This is a genomic window from Kitasatospora sp. NPDC087315 (assembly GCF_044744345.1).
Taxonomy (GTDB): domain Bacteria; phylum Actinomycetota; class Actinomycetes; order Streptomycetales; family Streptomycetaceae; genus Kitasatospora.
Genome location: NZ_JBIUYD010000022.1, coordinates 85,622 through 104,873, shown reverse-complemented (window position 1 = coordinate 104,873; position 19,252 = coordinate 85,622). Strand labels below are relative to the sequence as shown.

General features: G+C 72.0%; 15 protein-coding genes. 11 read left to right on the top strand and 4 right to left on the bottom strand.

The window, feature by feature from the left end; genetic code table 11:
- Positions 1–23: 23 nt before the first annotated feature.
- Positions 24–1,580 carry a long-chain fatty acid--CoA ligase gene (locus ACIO5D_RS28545; RefSeq protein WP_400653935.1) on the bottom strand — a complete coding sequence of 519 codons (1,557 nt, stop codon included), beginning with the start codon at positions 1,578–1,580 and terminating at the stop codon, positions 24–26.
- A 115-nt stretch (positions 1,581–1,695) separates the two neighbouring features.
- Between ACIO5D_RS28545 and ACIO5D_RS28540 the strand changes: the two genes are divergently transcribed.
- Positions 1,696–2,322 carry a TetR/AcrR family transcriptional regulator gene (locus ACIO5D_RS28540; protein WP_400653937.1) on the top strand — a complete coding sequence of 209 codons (627 nt, stop codon included), beginning with the start codon at positions 1,696–1,698 and terminating at the stop codon, positions 2,320–2,322.
- 123 nt (positions 2,323–2,445) lie between these two features.
- The gene (locus ACIO5D_RS28535) at positions 2,446–3,633 is read left to right on the top strand and encodes a serine hydrolase (RefSeq protein ID WP_363607990.1); all 1,188 of its coding nucleotides are present in this window, start codon (positions 2,446–2,448) and stop codon (positions 3,631–3,633) included.
- A gap of 204 nt (positions 3,634–3,837) precedes the next feature.
- Here the strand turns inward: ACIO5D_RS28535 and ACIO5D_RS28530 are convergent, their stop codons facing one another.
- On the bottom strand, positions 3,838–4,467 hold the full coding sequence (locus ACIO5D_RS28530) for a hypothetical protein (RefSeq protein ID WP_400798713.1): 630 nt from the start codon (positions 4,465–4,467) through the stop codon (positions 3,838–3,840).
- A 590-nt stretch (positions 4,468–5,057) separates the two neighbouring features.
- Here ACIO5D_RS28530 and ACIO5D_RS28525 point away from each other — a divergent pair.
- The 6 genes from ACIO5D_RS28525 to ACIO5D_RS28500 all read left to right on the top strand — a co-directional run bounded on the left by ACIO5D_RS28525 (position 5,058) and on the right by ACIO5D_RS28500 (position 13,188).
- Complete coding sequence (locus ACIO5D_RS28525) at positions 5,058–5,840, top strand: phytanoyl-CoA dioxygenase family protein (protein ID WP_400798711.1); 783 nt, start codon at positions 5,058–5,060, stop codon at positions 5,838–5,840.
- Between the two features lie 106 nt (positions 5,841–5,946).
- Positions 5,947–7,851 (top strand): NAD-dependent epimerase/dehydratase family protein, encoded by a 1,905-nt coding sequence (locus tag ACIO5D_RS28520; protein WP_400798708.1) that lies wholly within the window; start codon positions 5,947–5,949, stop codon positions 7,849–7,851.
- On the top strand, positions 7,844–9,229 hold the full coding sequence (locus ACIO5D_RS28515; protein WP_400798705.1) for an MFS transporter: 1,386 nt from the start codon (positions 7,844–7,846) through the stop codon (positions 9,227–9,229). The genes ACIO5D_RS28520 and ACIO5D_RS28515 overlap by 8 nt, the downstream gene beginning before the upstream one ends.
- A gap of 67 nt (positions 9,230–9,296) precedes the next feature.
- Positions 9,297–10,559 (top strand): nucleotide sugar dehydrogenase, encoded by a 1,263-nt coding sequence (locus ACIO5D_RS28510; protein ID WP_400798702.1) that lies wholly within the window; start codon positions 9,297–9,299, stop codon positions 10,557–10,559.
- A gap of 76 nt (positions 10,560–10,635) precedes the next feature.
- Positions 10,636–12,477 (top strand): asparagine synthase (glutamine-hydrolyzing), encoded by a 1,842-nt coding sequence (gene asnB, locus ACIO5D_RS28505; RefSeq protein ID WP_400798699.1) that lies wholly within the window; start codon positions 10,636–10,638, stop codon positions 12,475–12,477.
- A 183-nt stretch (positions 12,478–12,660) separates the two neighbouring features.
- Positions 12,661–13,188, top strand: a complete 528-nt coding sequence (locus ACIO5D_RS28500; protein WP_400798697.1) for a hypothetical protein — start codon at positions 12,661–12,663, stop codon at positions 13,186–13,188.
- Between the two features lie 162 nt (positions 13,189–13,350).
- Here ACIO5D_RS28500 and cobC read toward each other — a convergent pair whose 3' ends face one another.
- Positions 13,351–14,397 (bottom strand): Rv2231c family pyridoxal phosphate-dependent protein CobC, encoded by a 1,047-nt coding sequence (gene cobC / locus ACIO5D_RS28495; RefSeq protein WP_400798695.1) that lies wholly within the window; start codon positions 14,395–14,397, stop codon positions 13,351–13,353.
- Positions 14,394–15,620, bottom strand: a complete 1,227-nt coding sequence (locus tag ACIO5D_RS28490) for a cobalamin biosynthesis protein (RefSeq protein ID WP_400798692.1) — start codon at positions 15,618–15,620, stop codon at positions 14,394–14,396. The genes cobC and ACIO5D_RS28490 overlap by 4 nt, the downstream gene beginning before the upstream one ends.
- 304 nt (positions 15,621–15,924) lie before the next feature.
- Here ACIO5D_RS28490 and ACIO5D_RS28485 point away from each other — a divergent pair, with 304 nt between their 5' ends.
- The 3 genes from ACIO5D_RS28485 to ACIO5D_RS28475 are packed head-to-tail and all read left to right on the top strand — an operon-like array spanning position 15,925 to position 19,243.
- Positions 15,925–16,884 carry an alkaline phosphatase family protein gene (locus ACIO5D_RS28485; protein WP_400798689.1) on the top strand — a complete coding sequence of 320 codons (960 nt, stop codon included), beginning with the start codon at positions 15,925–15,927 and terminating at the stop codon, positions 16,882–16,884.
- 5 nt (positions 16,885–16,889) lie between these two features.
- Positions 16,890–18,212 (top strand): MFS transporter, encoded by a 1,323-nt coding sequence (locus tag ACIO5D_RS28480; RefSeq protein WP_400798686.1) that lies wholly within the window; start codon positions 16,890–16,892, stop codon positions 18,210–18,212.
- A complete protein-coding gene (locus ACIO5D_RS28475; protein ID WP_363607984.1) occupies positions 18,209–19,243 on the top strand; it encodes a TolB-like translocation protein in 1,035 nt (344 codons plus the stop codon). The genes ACIO5D_RS28480 and ACIO5D_RS28475 overlap by 4 nt, the downstream gene beginning before the upstream one ends.
- The last annotated feature ends 9 nt before the right edge of the window (positions 19,244–19,252 follow it).

The window sequence follows — 19,252 nt, the reverse complement described above, 5'->3', positions numbered from 1 at the left end:
GTGCGTCAGGCGGGCTCGGAGGGTCAGTGGACGCGGCGCTCGGCGCCCGCCCAGTACGGCTCGCGGATCGCGCGGCGGTCGATCTTGCCGTTGGGGTTGTGGGGCAGGGCCGCGACGAAGTCGACGGAGCGGGGCTTCTTCATGCGGGCCAGCCGTTCGGCACAGAACCCGACGAGTTGCGTCTCGGTGAGCACGGCGCCGGCGCGGGGGACGACCACGGCCTTGACGGCCTCGCCCCACCGGTCGTCCGGGACGCCGACGACGGCGGCCTCGTAGACGTCCGGGTGCTGGTGAAGGACGGATTCCACCTCGACGGCGTAGATGTTGAACCCGCCGGAGATGATCATGTCCTTCTTGCGGTCGACGATGAAGACGTAGCCGTCGGACCGGCGGCGGGCGAGGTCTCCGGTGAGGAACCAGCCGTCGCGGAAGGATTCGGCGGTCAGCGCCGGCTCGTTGTGGTAGCCGGGGACGACATCGGGGCCGCGGACGGCGATCTCGCCGATCCCGCCGTCGGGCACCTGCGCGCCCGCCTCGTCGACGATCCGGACGTCGGCCTCGGCGAGCGGGCGCCCGCAGGACAGGAGCAGTTCCTCGTCCTCGCCGTCGATCGCCCGCCGATGGTCCTCGGTGGAGAGGAACAGGACCCCGGAGGTGGTCTCCCCGCAGCCGTATCCCTGGGAGAGCACGGGCCCGAACAGGTCCCAGGCGGCGCGGATGCGGGCCGGTGACATGGGCGCGGCGCCGTAGATCAGCTGACGCAGGCTGGAGAGGTCGTAGTCGCGGGCGTTCGGGAGCGCGAGCACCGTGTTGACCATGGTCGGTACGACGAAGGCGTGGGTGGCGCGCTCCCGCTGGACGGTGGCGAGGAACTCCTCGGCGTCCCAGCGCGGCAGGACGACCGCGCAGCCGCCGGCGAAGAAGACGCCCATCAGCGGCATGCCGGAGGCGTGGGTCACGGGGCCGGCGAGGATCTGCCGCTCTCCCGGGCCGATCCGGGTGTCCGCGTTCATCACCGACTTGCGTATCAGCGCCAGCCGGTTGCCGTACGTCTGGACCGCCGCCTTGAGCCGGCCCGTGGAGCCGGAGGTGAAGTGCAGGACGGCGATGTCCCTCTCGTCGCAGTCGACGTCGACGGCCCCGCCGGCGGCGTCGGCCAGCGTGTCCGCGTAGCCCGGGCCCAGATCGCCGGGACCGTCGTAGCCGAGGACGGTCTTCACCTCCGTGCCGGGCACCGCCGCGCGGGCCGTGTCCAGATGGCCGGCGTCGGTGAGCAGGACCCGGGCTTCGGACTCGCGGAGCAGATGGGCCACTTCGGCGTCGCCGAGGCGCGCGTTGACAGGTGCGCGGGCCAGTCCGGCCTTGTACAGCGCCACTTCGGTGACGACGAGTTCGGCACGATTGGCCGCGAGCGTCGCGACCCGGTCACCCCTGTTCAGCCCCAGCTCGCGCAGCGCGGTCGCGAGCCGGTCGCTGTGGTCGTCGAGTTCCGCGTAGGTCAGCCGGACAGGCCCGCAGACCACGGCTTCGGCGTCGGGGTGATGGCCGGCCGCCCGGCGCACGTATCGCCCGAGATTCATCGCACCTCCACAGAGATTCCGAACTCTTTGTTCGGTAACTAGTTTGGTGTCCGGCAACCTAAGGGCAGCGTTAGGGTCGGGTCAACGGTCCGGACCAGAAGGAAACGATGTGGACATGAAGCCAGCGGGAGACCGCCGCGTTCGCCGGACACGCGCCGCGTTGCGCCGAGCCCTGGTGGAACTCGCCCTGGAGAAGGGGTTCCAGGCGATCACGGTCGAGGAGATCACCGAGCGCGCGGACGTCGGCCGCGCCACCTTCTACGCGCACTGCCGGGACAAGGAGGACCTGCTCGTCGGCATCGTCCGCGACCTCGCCGAAGACCGCGAGCGCCTCCTGCCGGCGGTCCGGCAGGCGCACGCCCAGGGCTTCACCGGACTGCCGGTGAAGTACATCTTCGAGCACGCCGCGCAGGAACGGCCGGTCTACCAGGTGATCCTGCGGGGGGAGGGCGACGGGCGGGCGCTGCGCGAGTTCACCGAGCTCATCCGTGCGCACGCCGAGGCCGCGTTCCGTGAGCGGGTCGCACAGCTCGGAGTGACGCCGCGGATCCCGCTCGACCTCGTCGCGCGGGCCTGGACCGGCGAGCTCATCGGCGTGCTGGCCTGGTGGGTGGAGAGCGACACCGGCTACAGCGCCGCCGACATCACCGCCCACCTGCGCGACCTGTCCGTCTACGGGCGGGTGTGGGCCACGGGGCTGGCGCCCTCGGATGCTCCGGGGGCCCTGGACCTGGTGCCGTAGGGCCCGCTCATCTCACCGCACCCTTCCGTCTCTCACCGCACCCTGCCGTCCCTGGCCGATTTACCAGACGCGATGTACGGTAACGAGCCCGGAAGGCACGCATGAGAAGAGCGGAGCTGCCGCATGCCCGTCATGCCCCCACTGTCCGACCTCTCCTGGGCCCGCGGATTCACGGACCCGTCCTGGGCCCGCCGCCATACGACGTCCGGCCGGGAGACCGTTCCCAGCCGTGGTGTCTGGCGGGGCCGAGGCCCGGCCCGGGACCTGCCCGGCGCACCGTCCGGCGCGCTCGACGGTCTCGCCTTCGCCGGGCCGCAGGGCCGTACGCTGACACTCGCGCGGCTGCTCGCCGAGGCCGAGACCGACGCCCTGCTCGTCCTGCACCGGGGCAGCGTCGTCCACGAGCAGTACCTGCACGGCTACGAGCCCCACGTACCCCACTTCAACGCCTCGGCCGCCAAGTCCTACCTGGGCCTGCTGGCGGCCGTCCTCGTCCACGAAGGACGGCTCGACCGCGACGCCGAGGTCTCGACGTACGTCCCCGAACTCGCCGGCACCGCCTTCGGCGACGCCACGGTCGACCACCTGCTCCACATGGGCACCCGGATGAGCTACGCGGGGCGACCCTACGACAAGGCGCTGGAGGCCCAGCGCTACTTCGCCGTCCTGGCACCCCAGCTGCGGCCCTTCGGCTACAGCGGACCGGCCACCATCCGCGAACACCTCGCGACGGCCCGGGCGACCGGCGAACCCGGCACCGGCTTCCGCTACGAGAACGGCAACGTCGAAGCCCTCGCCGAAGTCCTGCGCCGCGTCACCGGCACCACCACCTCGGCGCACCTGTCCGACACGATCTGGACCCGGATCGGCGCCGAGGAGGACGCCTACTACATCCTCGACGCCGAGGGGAACGAGTCCGCCTGCGGCGGATTCAGCGCCACCGCGCGCGACGTGGCCAGGCTCGGCGAGATGATCCGCTGCGGCGGCGCCGTCGGCGACCGCCAGGTCATTCCCGAGGCCGTCGCGTCAACCATCGTGTCGGGCGTCCCGGACGGCTGTCCCCGCCGGGTCCGCTTCCCCGCCGCACCCCCCGACGCGCCGGCCACCCTCTCCTACCACGACCTGTGGTGGATCCCCAACGACCCGTACGGCTCCTTCATGGCGAGCGGCATCCACGGCCAGCGGCTCTTCATCTCCCCCGCACTCGACCTGGTCATCGTCCACTACGCCTCCCAGGTCGTCTCCCCGGCCGTCCCCCAGGTCCCCCTCGTCCAGGCGTTCCTGACGATCGGAATCCACCTGAACTCCTAGGGCTCGACGGCGCGTTCGGTCGCGGCCGGAACTCCCCTCACGCTCCCGGTCCCGGCTGGTGCCGGGACCGGGAGCGGTTGAACGCGGGAGGCGCGGCGGCAGGGATCCGGGGTGCCGGGTGGTGGCGGGACGGCTGGGCCGGAGGACAGGCCGCAGCCGTCCCCGGCGGTCCGTGCCTGCTGTTCGGCGGCCGGGGGCGGGCGCTCAGTGAGGGTCGAACCAGTCGGTCATGGCGCGGTATTCGAGGGCCGGCTTGTCGTCGGCCGAGGCCCAGTCGCCCGGGCCGTGCTGTTGTTCCCAGACCAGGTGCCGGTCGTTCACCGCGTCGACGAAATCGGTGGCCAGCCGGGCCGCTTCGTAGAGGTCCTGGTCGGTGCTCTGCGAGCTGGCGCCGACGATCTGTCCGCGGACCTCGGCGGAGTGGCCGTAGCGGAAGCCGCCCGTGCCGAGGAGGTGGGGGTCGACGTGCACGGCCTCGCCGTTGTTTCGGCCGAGCCGGCGGTGGGCGCCGGCCTTGGCGGCGGCGTTCGGCAGGAAGGCGTGGCCGCTGTCGCCGATGGCGATCACGCCGAGGACCGCGTCCTCGTTGGGGGTCCAGTTGCCCGCGGTGGCGTCCATGAGGACGAAGCCCATCAGGGGGCGGGGGTAGGCGCCGCGAGGCGCCTGCCGCTCTTCGGTGGTGTGGTGCTTCCAGACGCTCGCGGCGCGGCGCAGCCCAACTTCCACTAGCAGGGCGTCGAGTTGATTGTCGGTCAGCATGTACCTGTAGGGATTCCTGCGGTGTGCCACGTGGACCTTCAGGCCTTCGGGCGAGACGGTGCCGACGCCGGTCATGCCAGCCTCCGGGGCGTTGTGGGGGTGGGAAAGGCCAATGATGTGATCACGGAACGGGAGAGGGTCGCCGTGACCGGGGTCACGTTTGAGGTCTGGTGGCAAGGGTGGGCGTTGCCGCCGGGCGAAAGAGCGCTGGTGGAGCGGGACCGCCCCGGAGTTCATTAATTTCGCGCCAACCTTTGATAATCCCCGGCGTGGGAAAAGGCGGCCGGAAATCGACGCTCGACAGCCCGCATTCAGCCAAACCCTTGCACGACCCCGGGATGGGTGGCCGAATTTACGGACGCCGCCGGCGGATGAATCCCGGCAAAGTGGACAGATCTGACGAATGGGTGGTCTGGACCAATCTCTTGACGACCTTAAAGGCATCCGATTATGTTTCCGGTGCGACAAGTTCCGATTGCTCGCCGGTAGCCGTTGTCCGCAGGCGCGAATGAGTGCCTCCGCGGCACGACGGAGCGTCGGGTTCCTGCGCCCTTTCTCTCCTGGCCCAGCATTGTGCTGTGGGTGGCGTGGTGTTTTCCGATCCGGGCTACTGGCCGTGATTCAGAAGATCCGATGGCAACGGCTGAAGGAAAGGCTCTATCGTCATGACAGCGAAAGCCGGCCTCTTGCGCACCCAGGCATTCCAGCGGGACGGGTTCGCCCCGGTCGGGACGCTTCTGTCCCCCGAAGAGGTCGAGACCTACCGCGAGATCTACGACAGACTCCTCAGCGGTGAGATCGCGAGCGGGGACAAGCGCTCCGACCTCGCTTCCCACGTTCCGCGGCGGGAGGGCATCCGTGAGAACATCACTCAGATCATGTGGCCCTCGGCGCTCTACGCCCCGCTGCGGGACCTCCCGCTGCACTCGCGGGCCCTGGCGGTAGCACGCGAACTGATCGGTGACGACGCCGTCCTGGATTTCGACATGATGATCCACAAGGCGCCCGGCTCCGGCGTGCCGACCCCCTGGCACCAGGACGCGGCCTACTGGATCGATCTGCCCGACACCCGTGCGGTCTCGATCTGGGTGGCACTGGACGAGGCGACCCCGGACAACGGCTGCATGTGGTACATCCGGGGTTCCCACCAGGAACCGCTGCGCACGCACCGCCCGACCAGCGACGGCCGTAACATCGAATGCGACTGCTCGGAGAATGAGCCCGGCGCGGCCGCGGTGCCGCTGTCCCCGGGGGGAGCGGTCGCGCATGCCGGCCAGACCCTGCACTATTCCCGCGGTAACACCTCCGACCGCAGTCGACGCGCCTACATCCTCAATTACCGGCCCGCCGAGATGATCAGGATCGAACGGGATCAGGGCATGGATCACGGCCTTGAGGACAACGAGCGCAAGGTGCGCAACAAGAGTGCGGAAGATTCCGACTCCTGAGTGACCAGTGGGCTCCCGGCCCATTCTGAAGTGTTGCCGAACCCTGCCTGCGATGTCTCCCGCTCATGCCCCCGCAATGCGCCACCCATTTCTGCGAGGTATTGCAATGGATTCCCAGAACCACACGGACGCCACCAGCGGCCCGGTCCGGTTGAGCGGTGCGGTGATGACGCATCCGAAACGCATCGACGCGGCCAGGCTGCTCGCGGAGGCGGACACCGCCGGCCGGGTGCGGGTGGTGACGGACCCCGAGCCCGAGGGGCCGCCGACGGCGCTGCGCTCCGCGGCGCTCGCCTGGGACAGTGTGGCGCCGGACGCCACGCACCACCTGGTGCTGCAGGACGACGTGGTGCTGGCCCAGGGATTCTTCGCGTATGCCGAGCAGGTCGCGGCGGCCGTCCCGGGCGAGGCCGTCGCCTTCTACGCGGGCTGGGAAGGACGCACCGGTGCGGCGATGCGGCTTGCGGCGCTGGCCGGTGAGCAGTGGACGTACGCCATCGAGGAGCACGCGCCGTGCCTGGCGCTGATGCTTCCGGCGCAAGCGGCCCGTGGCTACACGAGGTTCGCGGCCGAGCACGGCATCGGCTGGCCCTACGACGTCGTGATGCAGCGGTACCTGAACTCGCTCGAGGTTCCGATACGCGTGTCCGTGCCCAGCACGGTGGATCACAGCGAGGTGCCCAGCATCGCCGGCAACAGCACACACGGCTGGCGGCAGGCGGCCCTGTTCAGCAGCCGGGCGGTGGTGCCCACGACCTTCGACTGCGCCCAGTTCGCGGTCGTCCCCTTCTACCAGTACGGCGATGCCCGGACGGCGATCCGTCACGGGAAGGACGCCGAGTGGGAGTACCTCGAGACCGAACGGTACCTGCGGCGCCTCGGGTTGGCGGAGCAGTGCCGGACGGCCTTCGCGGCGGCTCCCCCGTCGTCGCTGTCCGGGCAGGTGGCGCGAGCGGTGTGGGAGACGGCGTTCGCGATGGGTGTGGTCGTGGCCGCCGTCGCGGCCGAGCCGCCGGCGGAGGAGGTGGCGCGCGCCGTGATGGACACGCTGGGGCCCGGCGGCCTGTGCGAGGACTTCACCGCCGAGGAGCTGGGCGAGTTGATCCCGCCCGTGCGGGAGCTGGCCCTGGCCGCGTTCGCGGAGGGGCGGAGGGCCGAGCGCGCCGGTGCGGAGCCGGCGGACGGGGCCCGGGTGACGGTCACCGGCGGAGAAGGCAGCTTCGGACGTCAACTGGCCGGACTGCTCGGTGACTTGGGATACCAAGCCGCTCACCTTCCGGATGCGCCCGGGGCCGGACAGCTGGACGGCACCGGGTACGTGGTGCACCTCGGGTCCCCCGGCAGCGGGCCTGGCTCGTTGTCGGAGGTGCTGTCGGCCGCCGGGAGGAGCCAGATCGAGCGGCTGGTCTACGTCGGTTCTGCGGAGGTCTACCGGGGCGTCGACGAGCAGTTCGTCACGGAGGCGTCGGTGACGGAGCCGCCGAGCGACCCGAAGGCCCTGGGGTGGTGGCACGAGGAGGAACGGTGCCGCCGATGGGGTGCGGAGAGCGGCATCGAGGTGCAGGTGCTGCGGTCGGCCGAGCCGGTGGGGCCGGGCGTCCTGGTGGGGGGCGCGGCCGCGGAGTGGATGCACCGCGCGTGGACGCGGCGCTCCCTGCTGCTGGACAAGAGCCGCCGGCACCAGGTGGTGGACTACCGGGACCTGGCCGGGGCGATCGACGCCGTTCTCTCCGCGCCGGCCGGGCAGCCGGTGTTCAACATCGCCTCCGCGGCCTACACGGAGGAGGAACTGGCCGAACTGGTTGCGCTCATTGCGCGCCGCACCGTCTGGGAGGAACTGCCCCAGCCCGGCGTACGGCAAGGAGTCATGGCGACCGGGCTGATCGAGACCGGGTTGCGGTGGCGGGCGTCGGCTCCGCTGCACGAGGGCCTGCGCGCCCTGGCACAGTGGCTGGCCTGCGACACCCATGACGCGATCACCGGTCTTCCACAGTTGGGAAGCAATGTCTGAGCAAGCGCTTGTACGGCCCATCGACTCCAAGGACGGAATGTTCTCCCGGGAGTACGCGGCCGCCACGACCACCTTCACCGCGGTGATGTTCCTGACCGGGTTCGCCGCGCTGGCCGTGGTACCCACCCTGCCGATGGCGGCCCGGGACCTGGACGGGGTGTCCCTGTTCCCGGTGGTGGCCGGCTGCTTCGTGGCGGCGAGCCTGCTGGGCGGTGTCCTGGGTGGCCACTGGGCGGACCGTTCCGGGGCCCGCAGGCCGCTGGCGGCGGGCATGGTGCTGTCGGTGGTCACCCTGCTGGTCTCGGCCACCAGCACGTCCATCTGGCAGCTCGCGGCGGGTCGGTTCGTGGACGGGCTCGCGGCCGGGATGGTCGGGGTGTCGGTCAACACCGCCATCGGTCAGGCGTATCCGGAACATCTGCGCCCCCGAATGCTGGCCCTGATGAGCACGAGCTGGATCATCCCGTCGCTGGCGGGCCCCCCGCTGGCCGGGCTGGTGTCCGAGTGGTGGTCCTGGCGGGTGGTGTTCTACGGCCTGGCCGTGCTGTCCCTGCTGCCGACGCTCGCGCTGGTGGTTGTGCTGCGCGCCCGCTCCTCGGCGGAGGCGGTCGTGCCGTCGGACGACCACCCGTCGCGCCCACCGCTGCTGATCGCGGCGACGCTCAGCGTGGGCGCGGCGCTCGGGCAGTACGGCGTGTCGGGCTGGGACGTCCGCCACCTGCTGTTCGTGGCCGTCGGGCTGGGCCTGCTCGTGTTCTTCGCGCCGCGGCTGCTGCCCGTGGGTACCTGGCGGGCCGCCCAGGGTCTGCCGACCACGGTGCTGCTGCGCGGACTGGCCTCCGGCACGTACTTCACGGTGGAGGCGTTCGCGCCGCTGATGCTGATCACCGAACGGCACACGCCCGCGGTGGTGGTCGGCGTGGCGTTCACGGCCGCCGCCGTGGTGTGGGCGGGCGCCTCCTGGGTTCAGGGACGGCTGCTGCAGGACCTGCCCCGTCACCGGCTGGTTTCCGTCGGCGCGGTGATCATGATGGCGGCGGTCGCGCTCGCCACGGCCGGGACTCTGCCCGGGGTGCCGGGGCTCACCGCCGTGGCGGCCATGCCCGTCGCGGCCGTCGGCATGGGCCTGCTGGACCCGTCCCTCACCGTGCTGTCGCTCTCGCACAGCCCGGCCGGCCGGCAGGGCTACGCGAGCAGCGCGATGCAGACCAACCAGAACCTCGGCCAGATCGCGGTCATGGCTCTGTTCTCCGCCGTGCTCAACACCTTCCTGGGAATCGGCGCGTCCGAACTCGTCGGCTACGGGGCCGCCTTCGGGCTGCTGCTCGTGCCGACCCTCCTGGTCGCCCTGCTCGCCGTGCGCGCCCGCAAGGTGTGAGTGATCGCGCGGACGAACCGAAGGGCTCCCGCTCAAAGACCATTTTCCGCACCAGAAAGGGACCATTGTGCGCAGTGACCTGGTCGTCATAGGCCTGGGCTACGTCGGACTGCCGCTCGCCTTGGAGGCGATCCGGTCCGGGATGACCGTCACCGGCCTGGACCGCGACGAGCGGACGGTGGAGCGGCTCAACGCCGGCACCTCCCACATCGATGACATCGACGACGAGTCGGTCGCAGGCATGCGGGCGGCGGGCTTCACCGCGACGGCCGACGAGCAGGTGATCGCGGACGCCGCCGCAGTGGTGATCTGTGTGCCGACCCCCCTGTCCCCGCATGGCGGGCCCGATCTGACCATGGTGGAGAACGCCTGCGCGGTGGTGAGCCGGAACCTGCGGCCCGGGACGCTGGTGGTCCTGGAGTCGACCACCTACCCGGGCACCACCGACGAGATCGCGCGCCCGATCCTGGAACGCTCGGGCCTGACCGCCGGGGCTGACTTCCACCTGGCCTTCTCGCCGGAGCGCGTCGACCCGGGCAACAAGTTCTACGGAATCAGGAACACCCCCAAGGTCGTCGGCGGGTACACCCCCGCCTGCACCGCCGTCGCGGCCGCCTTCTACAGCAAGGTCGTCGACAGCGTCGTCCAGGCCGCCGGCACTCGCGAGGCCGAGATGGCCAAGCTCATCGAGAACACCTACCGGCATGTCAACATCGCGCTGGTCAACGAGATGGCGGTGTTCTGCCACGAACTCGGGATCGACCTGTGGGACGCGATCTCCTGCGCGGCCACCAAGCCCTTCGGCTTCCAGGCCTTCCGTCCAGGACCGGGCGTCGGCGGCCACTGCATCCCCATCGACCCCAACTACCTGGCGCACAAGGTCCGCACCCTCGGCTACCCGTTCCGGATGGTGGAACTCGCCCAGGAGATCAACACGCGGATGCCCCGGTACGTCGTCGAGCGTGCCCAGCACTTCCTCGACAGGGCCGGCAAGACCCTCAGCGGGGCGCGGGTGCTGCTCCTCGGCGTCACCTACAAGGCCGACATCGCCGACCAGCGAGAGACCTCCGCCCGTGACGTGGTGAAGCGACTGCGTGCCCTCGGCGCCAATGTGTCGTTCCACGACCCCTACGTGTCGGTCTGGGAGGTCGAGGGAGCCGTGGTACCCGCCGCGGTGGCCGAACTGCCCCAGGCCCTGGAGCAGACGGACCTGGCGATCCTGCTCCAGCATCACCGGTCCTACGACATCGACGTGATCGAGCGGCACGTACCCCTGCTCCTCGACACCCGCGGCTCCGCCCGCCCGCAGCCCCACGTCGAGCGCCTGTAGGGCCCGTTGCCATCGGACGGGTTCACCCCCGACTGTCCCACTTTTCCTTCTTTCCCTTTCTCTCAGGAGTAACTCCATGTGCGGTATTGCCGGATGGGTCGACTTCTCACGTGATGTAGCCCAATACCAGGACATCGCACGGGCGATGACGACCACGATGGCCCGGCGCGGGCCGGACGCGGAAGGGTTCTGGTTCGGGGAGCACGTCGCGCTGGGGCACCGGCGGCTGTCCGTCATCGACCTCGAAGGCGGTTGCCAGCCCATGGTGGCCGAGGAGGGCCCCGGCTCCCGGGCCGTCCTGACCTACAGCGGCGAGACCTACAACTTCCCGGAGCTGCGCAATCAACTGAGCTCCCTGGGGCATCACTTCAAAACCAGGAGCGACACCGAGGTGGTCCTCCGCGCGTACCTGGAGTGGGGGCCCGACTTCGCCACGCGCCTTGAGGGGATCTTCGCCTTCGCCATCTGGGACCTGGACAGGGATGAACTGCTCCTGGTCCGTGACCGGATGGGCGTGAAGCCGCTGTACTACGCGACGACCCCCGCCGGGGTGCTATTCGGCTCCGAGCCGAAGGCGATCCTCGCCCATCCGGATTTCAAGGCAGTGGTGGACGCGGACGGGCTCCGCGACGTCCTGTCGGTCGCCAAGGTGCCCGGAAACGCGATCTTCCGCGGTATGCGAGAGGTCCCGCCGGGCTGCACCGTGCGGGTGACCCGGGCCGGCGCGGTCGAGCGGCGTTACTGGCAGCTCCAGGTGGGGGAGCACACCGACACGCTCGACCGGACCATCAGCACCGTCCGCGAGATGCTCGAATCCATCGTCATCCAGCAGATGGTGGCCGACGTGCCGCTGTGCACACTGCTGTCGGGCGGCCTGGACTCCAGCTCCCTCACCGCACTCGCGGCCCAGGTGTCCGGCAGCCGGGGGCTGGGGCGGATCCGCTCCTGCTCGGTCAGCGACCCCGACCTTGACGGCACAGCCGGCAGCCAGGCCAACGAGGACCACATCTACGCCCGTCTGCTGGCGGAGCACGTCGGCTCTGAGCACAGCGAACTGCCCCTGAAGGCGCCCGACCTGCTCGATCCGGCGCTGCGGTCGTCCGTGCTGGCCGCCTACGATCTGCCCATCGCCAAGGGCGATGAGCACGCCTCGCTGCATCTGCTGTTCGGCATCGTGCGCAAGCACTCCACCGTCGCCCTCTCCGGAGAGTGCGGTGACGAGGTCTTCGGTGGATACCGCTGGCAGCGCGACCCCGACGCGGTCTTCTCCACCACCTTCCCCTGGGTGCACGAAGGCCGAAGCAACTACCAGGGCAACGAGGTCATCTTCGCGTCCGACCTCCTGGCCAAACTCGACCTCGCGGCGTACGAGCGCGACTGCCACAGCGCCGCGGTCGCGGAGATCGCGGCGGCCGACCACCTCGATGACGCGGCCGAGGCACGCTACCGGGAGGTCACCTATCTGGCGCTCACGCGCCATGCCCAGGTGCTGTTCGACCGCAAGGACCGGATGAGCATGGCCTCCGGGCTGGAGGTCAGGGTCCCCTTCGCCGACCACCGGCTCGTCGAGTACACCTTCAACATCCCCTGGGCCATGAAGAGCTTCGACGGCAGGGAGAAGAGCCTGCTGCGCGCGGCGATGAAGGACCTGCTCCCGGAAGCGGTGGCCCAGCGGATCAAGACCCCCTACCCCTCTATCCGCGCCGCGGCCTACAACCGGACGCTCCGGGAACGCCTGGCGGAGGTCGTCCGGGCGGACCAGAGCCCGCTCGCCCCGCTGTTCTCGGCCGGACTCAAGCAGGCGGTGGCCAGGGAGGGCGCCGCGGCACTGGAGCAGGGCATGAGCCGGGCGGCGCTGGAAACGACGCTCCAACTGGACGACTGGCTGCGGACGTACGACGTCCGGATAGCCCTCTGAGAACGCGTCGATCATGTCCCGACCGCTCAGCGGTCGGGACCTTCGAGCCGCTCCGGAACACCGGCCACCTCGCGGCACCGGGCCGCCCGCAGGAACCGGTCGCCCGGCCGGAGGCCCACCGGACGAAGCGGCAGCCGGAAAACGGGTGGCCGGAGGCGGGGCGGCGGGGTCAGGACGCGGGGCATGCCGCCACCACTGCTCCTCCTCGACGTCGACGGTCCGCTGAATCCGTATGCCGCGAAGCCGCACAAGCGGCCGGAGGGGTACCTCACCCACCGGGTGAAGCCGGACTCCTGGGTGTCCCGGTTCCCGCGCGGGCCCGCCGAGTACGTGCGGCCGTTGCGGTTGTGGCTCAACCCGGTGCACGGGTCGGAGCTGCTCGCGCTGCCGTACGAGCTGGTCTGGGCCACCACCTGGATGGACGAGGCGAATGCCTGGATCGCACCGCTGCTCGGGCTGCCGCAGCTGCCGTTCGTGGACTGGCCGGAGCCGCACCGGGAGGATCCGGACGGGCTGCACTGGAAGACCAGGTACCTCGTCGCCCGGGCGGCCGGGCGGCCGTTCGCCTGGGTGGACGACGAGTTGGGGCCGCAGGACACCGAGTGGATAGCGGCCCACCACCCGGGCCGCGCCCTCACCCTCCGCATCGATCCCAGGCTCGGCCTGCGGGAGGGCGACTTCGCGACGCTGAAGGAGTGGGCGGCGGCATGAGGGTGGGGGGACACCCGCGGGCCGCTGCCGCGCAGCACGGCCGCGCCGCGGGTGCTCGCCGAGCGGAACCGGCTGGTGCCGCCGGAGGGCATGGCGCCGATGCCCCGCGCCGGTGTCTGTGCGCAGGTGGTGGCCGCCGGGCGGGTGGCGGTGGGGGCGCGGTCAGTCTGTGCTGAGGACGCCGGCCAGGGCGGTGAGGAACAGGTCGGTCGTCTCCTCGTCCCGGACGGCGATGCGCAGCCAGTCCGGGCCGAGGCCGGGGAAGGTGTCGCCCCGGCGGACGGCGAAGCCGGCGTCCCGCAGGCGCTCGCGGACGACGGCCGCGCCGGGCAGCCGGATCAGCACGAAGGAGGCGGCCGGCTCGCCGTGCACCCGGACGGACGGGAACGCGGCGAGCCCCTTCAGCAGGTGGTCCCGGTGGACGCCCAGTTCGGCGGCGGCCCGCTCGGCCTCGGCGAGGGCGGCGGGGGCACTGCACACCTCGGCGGCGGCCAGGGCGGGGGTGGAGACCGGCCAGAGCGGCTGGGCGGCGCCGAGGGCGGCGATCAGCGGCGCCGGGCCGAGGGCGTAGCCGATCCGCAGGCCGGCCAGGCCCCAGGTCTTGGTGAGGCTGCGCAGGACGACCACCTGCCCGGGCAGGTCCCGGACGGCGGCGAGGGATTCGCGCTCGCCGGGCACGGTGTCCATGAACGCCTCGTCCACCACCAGGGTCCGGCCGGGCCGGGCGAGGGCGGCGACGGCGGCGGCCGGGTGCAGGACGGAGGTCGGGTTGGTCGGGTTGCCGAGCACGACCAGGTCCGCGGTGGGAGGCACGGATCCCAGCCGGAAGCCGTCCGAGGGAGCGAGCAGCACCCGGTCCACCTCGTGCCCGGCGTCCCGCAGCGCCGCCTCGGGCTCGGTGAACTGCGGGTGCACCACGACGATATGACGTGCCGCCAGGACGCGGGCCAGCAGCACGAACGCCTCCGCCGCGCCCGAGGTCAGCAGCACCTCCTCCACCGGCCGGCCGTGCCGGGCGGCGACGGCGGCCCGGGCGGCGGTCTGGTCGGGGTAGGCGGCGAGACCTCCGAGGGTCGCCGCGAGGTGCTCGCGCAGCCACGACGGGGGCGTGCCGGTCCGGACGTTGACGGCGAGGTCGACCAGGCCGAGCCCGTCGGCGCGCACCTCGGCGTCGCCGTGGTGGCGGAGGTCGGGCCCAGCGGTGGTCATGAGAGGTCTCCTACGGGGGGAACGGGGGGAGGGGGCGGAAGGGGCAGACCGGGGACGCGGTGCAGCTCGTACGGCCCGGGCGGCGGCGCGTACGAGGCGCCGTCCCCGAGCGCGACCAGGGCGACGGCCTGCCGCTGCGAGGCGAGTGCGACGGCGAGCTCCGCACAGCCGTCCGGGACGGCGGACCGCCGTGTTCCCGGCCGTAGCAGTCCGGCGATCCGCTCGACCGCGCCGGGTTCGCCGACCACCACCGTCGCGCGCCGCAGCTCCGCCAGGGCACGGGGGACGAGCAGGTCGTGCTCCCCGGGGCCCAGGCCGACGACGGCGAGCCGGCCGCGCACCGCGGCGCGGGCCACCGCGACCGTCGCCGTCGCCGACTTGCGTTTGGCGACGACGAGCTCGCCACCCGGCGCACTCGCCAGCGCGGCGGCCTCCGCCACGCTCATGGTGCCGACCGCGTTGCCGACGGCGGCGGACGGGTTCGGCACCGCGACGGCCGCGAGCGTGTCGGCCGGGTGCTCGTCCACCGGCAGGCCCATCCGGGCGGAGGCCCAGCGGACGGCGGGGTGGTCGCCCTTGCCGTCCAGGGTCGCGAGCCGGGCGACGGAGCGGCTGGACAGTCCGGCCTCCAGCAGCGTCCGGCGGATGAGCCGGGCCACCTCCGGGGGTTCGGTCGCCTGGCGGGCGCCGATCCCGATGACCAGGTCTCTGCGGCGCGGGAGGGGCGGCAGGCCGCCGGGGCGGGCCGGGAACGCGGTGGGGCGGCCGGGTGCTTCCGTCGCGTCGGCGAGCGGGTCGGCCGCGGGCCCGTCGGTGACCACCGGCCAGATGCCGAGGACGGCCGCCACCTCCCCGGCCAGCTCGTCGGCGCCCCCGTCGCTGCCCGCGCCCCCGTCGGCCGCCGCACCCCCGTCAGCGCCTCCGCCCGCTCCCCCGGGACCCCCGGTCAGCGAGACGGTGAAGCGGCGTTCGAGATCGACGCAGACCACGGCGGGCCGCTCCGACAGGCCGGGGGCCGCGTCGAGGAGCAGTCGCACGACGAGACCGACGGGCGCGAAGCAGACCAGTCTCCGGCAGCCGCCCAGCGCGAGGTCCAGGATCTCCCGAGGGTCCCCGTCCGCGTCGCGCCCGGCCGGGACGACCACGCTGCCGTCCGGCCAGGCCGCGTGCAGCTCCTCGGCGAGCGGGCGGCCCGCCGCGGTCACGGCGACCAGACCGATCACGTTCCGCTCCCTAGCGCGACGGGCTTGACGGGCTTGACGGGCTTCGCGGGACGCCCCGCGAGAGGCCCCGCGAGGCCCCGGGACAAAGCCGCGCAGAGGAGGCGGCGCCCGTGGAATCCCACCACGGCGGCGACGGACGGGTCAATCGGGACGGCTGTGACAGCCACCGCGGACGGCATCGCCGTGTTCGTCTGTTCTTCACCTTCCTTGTGCGGTACACGACACCGCCGCGCTCCTACTGTTTGCGGCGCTCCAACCCCGGAAATCCCGAACCCGGAAGTCCCGACGCACGGAGGACGACACCATGCCCTTCGCACGATTCCGCGCCACCGAGAAGACCACCGAAGAGACCGCCGAGAAGACCGCCGAAGGAGCCACCGAAGGAACCGCCGAGGCGGCCCCCCGCCGCACGCTCACCGCCCTCGCGGCCGGCCTCGGCCTGGTCGCCGGCTCGCTCGGCCTCTGGGCGGCCACCGGCAGCACCGCGCAGGCCGCCACCCTGCCCGCGCCCGACCACGTGGTGGTCGTCGTCCTGGAGAACCACGCCTACTCGCAGGTCGTCGGCAGCTCCAGCGCGCCGTACATCAACGGCACCCTCAAGGCGGGCGGGGCCACCCTCACCCAGTCCTACGGGCTCACCCACCCCAGCGAGCCCAACTACTACATGCTGTTCTCCGGCGCCACCCAGGGCCGTACGGACGACAGCTGCGTGCCGGTCGGCTCGCTCTCCGCCCCCAACCTGGGCTCCGAGCTGATCGCCGCCGGCCAGACCTGGGCCAGCTACAACGAGGGCCTGCCGAGCCAGGGTTCGACCACCTGCAGCAGCGGCAACTACGCCCAGAAGCACAACCCGTGGTTCGGCTTCAACAACGTGCCGACCAGCAGCGCGTACACCTTCGCGCAGTTCCCGGCCGACTACACCACGCTGCCGAAGGTCTCCTTCGTCGTGCCCGACCTCTGCAACGACATGCACGACTGCTCGGTCTCCACCGGCGACACCTGGGTCAAGAACAAGCTCGGCGCGTACGCGGCCTGGGCCCAGAGCCACAACAGCCTCCTCGTGCTCACCTTCGACGAGGACAACAAGCTCTCCGGCAACCGCATCCCGACCCTCTTCTACGGCACGCACGTCACGCCCGGCAGCACCACCGCCACCACCTACAACCACTACAACGTGCTGCGCACCCTGGAGGACCTCGCCGGGCTGAGCAGCCACGCGGGCAACGCCGCCTCCGCCGCCACCATCACCGGCATCTGGAACTGACGCCCGTGTACGTCGCGGAATCCCGCGGTTCCAAGGCCCCCTCCGCCCCGGCCGACCGGCCGGGGCGGAGGGGGGCCGCCGCCGTGCCCGGCACCGTGCTGGTCCTGGGCACCGTCAGCCTGGTCACCGACGTCTCCTCCGAGATGGTCAGCGCCGTCCTGCCGCTCTACCTGCTCACCGGGCTCGGCCTCTCCCCGCTCGGCTTCGGCCTGCTGGACGGCATCCAGAACGGGTTCAGCGCGCTGGTCCGGCTGGCCGGCGGCCATCTCGCCGACCGGCGCGGCGCGGGCGGCGCGGCCCGGCACAAGGCGGTCGCGGCGGTCGGCTACGGCCTGTCGGCGCTCTGCAAACCGCTGCTGCTGCTCGTCCACACCGTGCCGCTGATCGGTGCCGTGCTCGCCGTCGACCGCACCGGCAAGGGTCTGCGCACCGCGCCCCGGGACGCGATGATCTCGCTGGCGACCCAACCCGAGCACCGGGGGCGGGCGTTCGGCGTCCACCGGGCGATGGACACGGCGGGCGCGCTGCTCGGACCGCTCACCGCGTTCCTGGTGCTGCGCCTCGCCGGCGGCCCACTGCTCGCCGACGGCGGCGAACGGCACGGCTACGACGCGGTGTTCGCGGTCAGCGCCTGTGTGGCGGTGCTCGGGGTGCTGGTCCTGCTGCTGTTCGTGCCGAACCGGCAGCAGGCTGACGAAGCGTCAACTACCGCTCCCTCGCTGCGCGAAGGCCTCGCTCTGCTGCGGAGGCCCGCGCTGCGCCGGCTGGCGCTCTGCGCGGTGCTGCTCGGGCTGACCACCGTCAGTGACTCCTTCCTCTATCTGCTGGTGCAGCGCAGGCTAGGCCTCGCCACCGACCTCTTCCCGCTGCTGCCGCTCGGCACGGCCGCCGCCTTCCTGCTGCTCGCCGTCCCGCTCGGGGCGCTCGCCGACCGGATCGGCCGCCGCCGGCTTTTCCTGGCCGGGCATGGCCTCCTGCTGCTCGCGTACGGGCTGCTGCTCTCGCCGCTGGACGGGCTGCCCGCGGTGCTCGGCGTGCTGGTGCTGCACGGCGCGTTCTACGCGGCGACCGACGGTGTGCTCGCCGCCGCCGCGGCCGACGCGGTGCCGGCCGAACAGCGCGGCGCCGGGCTCGCCCTGGTCGGCACCGGGCAGGCGCTCGCCCGGTTCGCCTGCTCGCTGGTGTTCGGTGCCCTGTGGAGCGCGGTGGGCGGCACCGCCGCGCTGGCCTGGTCGGCGGTCGCGCTGGCCGGGTGCGTGCTCGGGGCGGCCTTCGTGCTCCGTGACGCCCGGCCCGGCGCCGGATCCGACTCCGAGGTGCTCTCATGACCCGACTCCCCGGCCGTACCAGGGTGCTGATCCTGCTGGTGGCCGTCCTGCTGCTCGGCGCGGTCGGCACCGGCGCCGTGCTGTACGCCGCCGACCGCTCGGCCCGCCGGGACCAGGCGCAGCCCGGCGGGCCGGTCGTCACCACCGGCCCGGTCTCGCTCGGACGGCCCTCCGACGGACGGCAGCTGGTGTTCCGCAACCTCGCCTGGGGGCCGCACCGCGACGAGCTCGCCACCGTCCCCGCCGACCACCCCGACGGCCCGCGCACCGCCTCCGGCGTCCAGTGCCTGCGCTTCTACGCGGCGGCCGGGACGGGCGTCTGCCTCCAGGCCGAGCGCGGGACGCTGCAGGACAGCTACCGGGCCGTCCTGCTCGACGACCACCTGCGCGAACTCCGCTCCTTCCCGGCCGCCGGCATCCCGACCCGTTCCCGGGTCTCACCCTCCGGCCACCTCGCCGCCTGGACGGTCTTCGTCAGCGGGGACTCCTACGCGGGTACCGACTTCTCCACCCGGACCTCGATCGTCGACGTCCGCGACGGGAACCTCCGGGACAACCTGGAGACCTTCGACGTGATCAAGGACGGCCACCCGTACCAGGCGCACGACGTCAACATCTGGGGGGTCACCTTCGCCGACGACGACCTCTTCTACGCCACCCTGGCCACCGGCGGCCAGACCTACCTCGTCCGCGGCGACCTCGCCGCCCGCCGCCTCACCACCCTCCACCAGAACGTCGAGTGCCCCTCGCTCTCCCCGGACGGCACCCGGATCGCGTACAAGCGGCGCGTCCCCGGCCTGCCCGAGGACGCGCCCTGGCGGCTCTACGTGCTCGACCTCGCCACCATGACCGAGACCGCCACCGCCGAGCAGCGCAGCATCGACGACCAGGCGGTCTGGTCGGACGCCTCGACCCTGCTCTACGCGCTTCCCGGCGACTTCGGGGCGGATCTGTGGACCGTTCCGGCGGACGGAACCGGGCAGTCCCGGCGGGTGCTCGAAGCGGCGGTGGCTCCGGCCTACCCCGGCTGACCGGGCCGA

Coding starts and splice junctions, on each gene's coding strand:
- ACIO5D_RS28545 (WP_400653935.1), bottom strand. CDS start 1,580: ATGAATCTCGGGCGATACGTGCGCCGGGCGGCCGGCCATCACCCCGAC.
- ACIO5D_RS28540 (WP_400653937.1), top strand. CDS start 1,696: ATGAAGCCAGCGGGAGACCGCCGCGTTCGCCGGACACGCGCCGCGTTG.
- ACIO5D_RS28535 (WP_363607990.1), top strand. CDS start 2,446: ATGCCCGTCATGCCCCCACTGTCCGACCTCTCCTGGGCCCGCGGATTC.
- ACIO5D_RS28530 (WP_400798713.1), bottom strand. CDS start 4,467: ATGACCGGCGTCGGCACCGTCTCGCCCGAAGGCCTGAAGGTCCACGTG.
- ACIO5D_RS28525 (WP_400798711.1), top strand. CDS start 5,058: ATGACAGCGAAAGCCGGCCTCTTGCGCACCCAGGCATTCCAGCGGGAC.
- ACIO5D_RS28520 (WP_400798708.1), top strand. CDS start 5,947: ATGGATTCCCAGAACCACACGGACGCCACCAGCGGCCCGGTCCGGTTG.
- ACIO5D_RS28515 (WP_400798705.1), top strand. CDS start 7,844: ATGTCTGAGCAAGCGCTTGTACGGCCCATCGACTCCAAGGACGGAATG.
- asnB (WP_400798699.1), top strand. CDS start 10,636: ATGTGCGGTATTGCCGGATGGGTCGACTTCTCACGTGATGTAGCCCAA.
- ACIO5D_RS28500 (WP_400798697.1), top strand. CDS start 12,661: ATGCCGCCACCACTGCTCCTCCTCGACGTCGACGGTCCGCTGAATCCG.
- cobC (WP_400798695.1), bottom strand. CDS start 14,397: ATGACCACCGCTGGGCCCGACCTCCGCCACCACGGCGACGCCGAGGTG.
- ACIO5D_RS28485 (WP_400798689.1), top strand. CDS start 15,925: ATGCCCTTCGCACGATTCCGCGCCACCGAGAAGACCACCGAAGAGACC.
- ACIO5D_RS28475 (WP_363607984.1), top strand. CDS start 18,209: ATGACCCGACTCCCCGGCCGTACCAGGGTGCTGATCCTGCTGGTGGCC.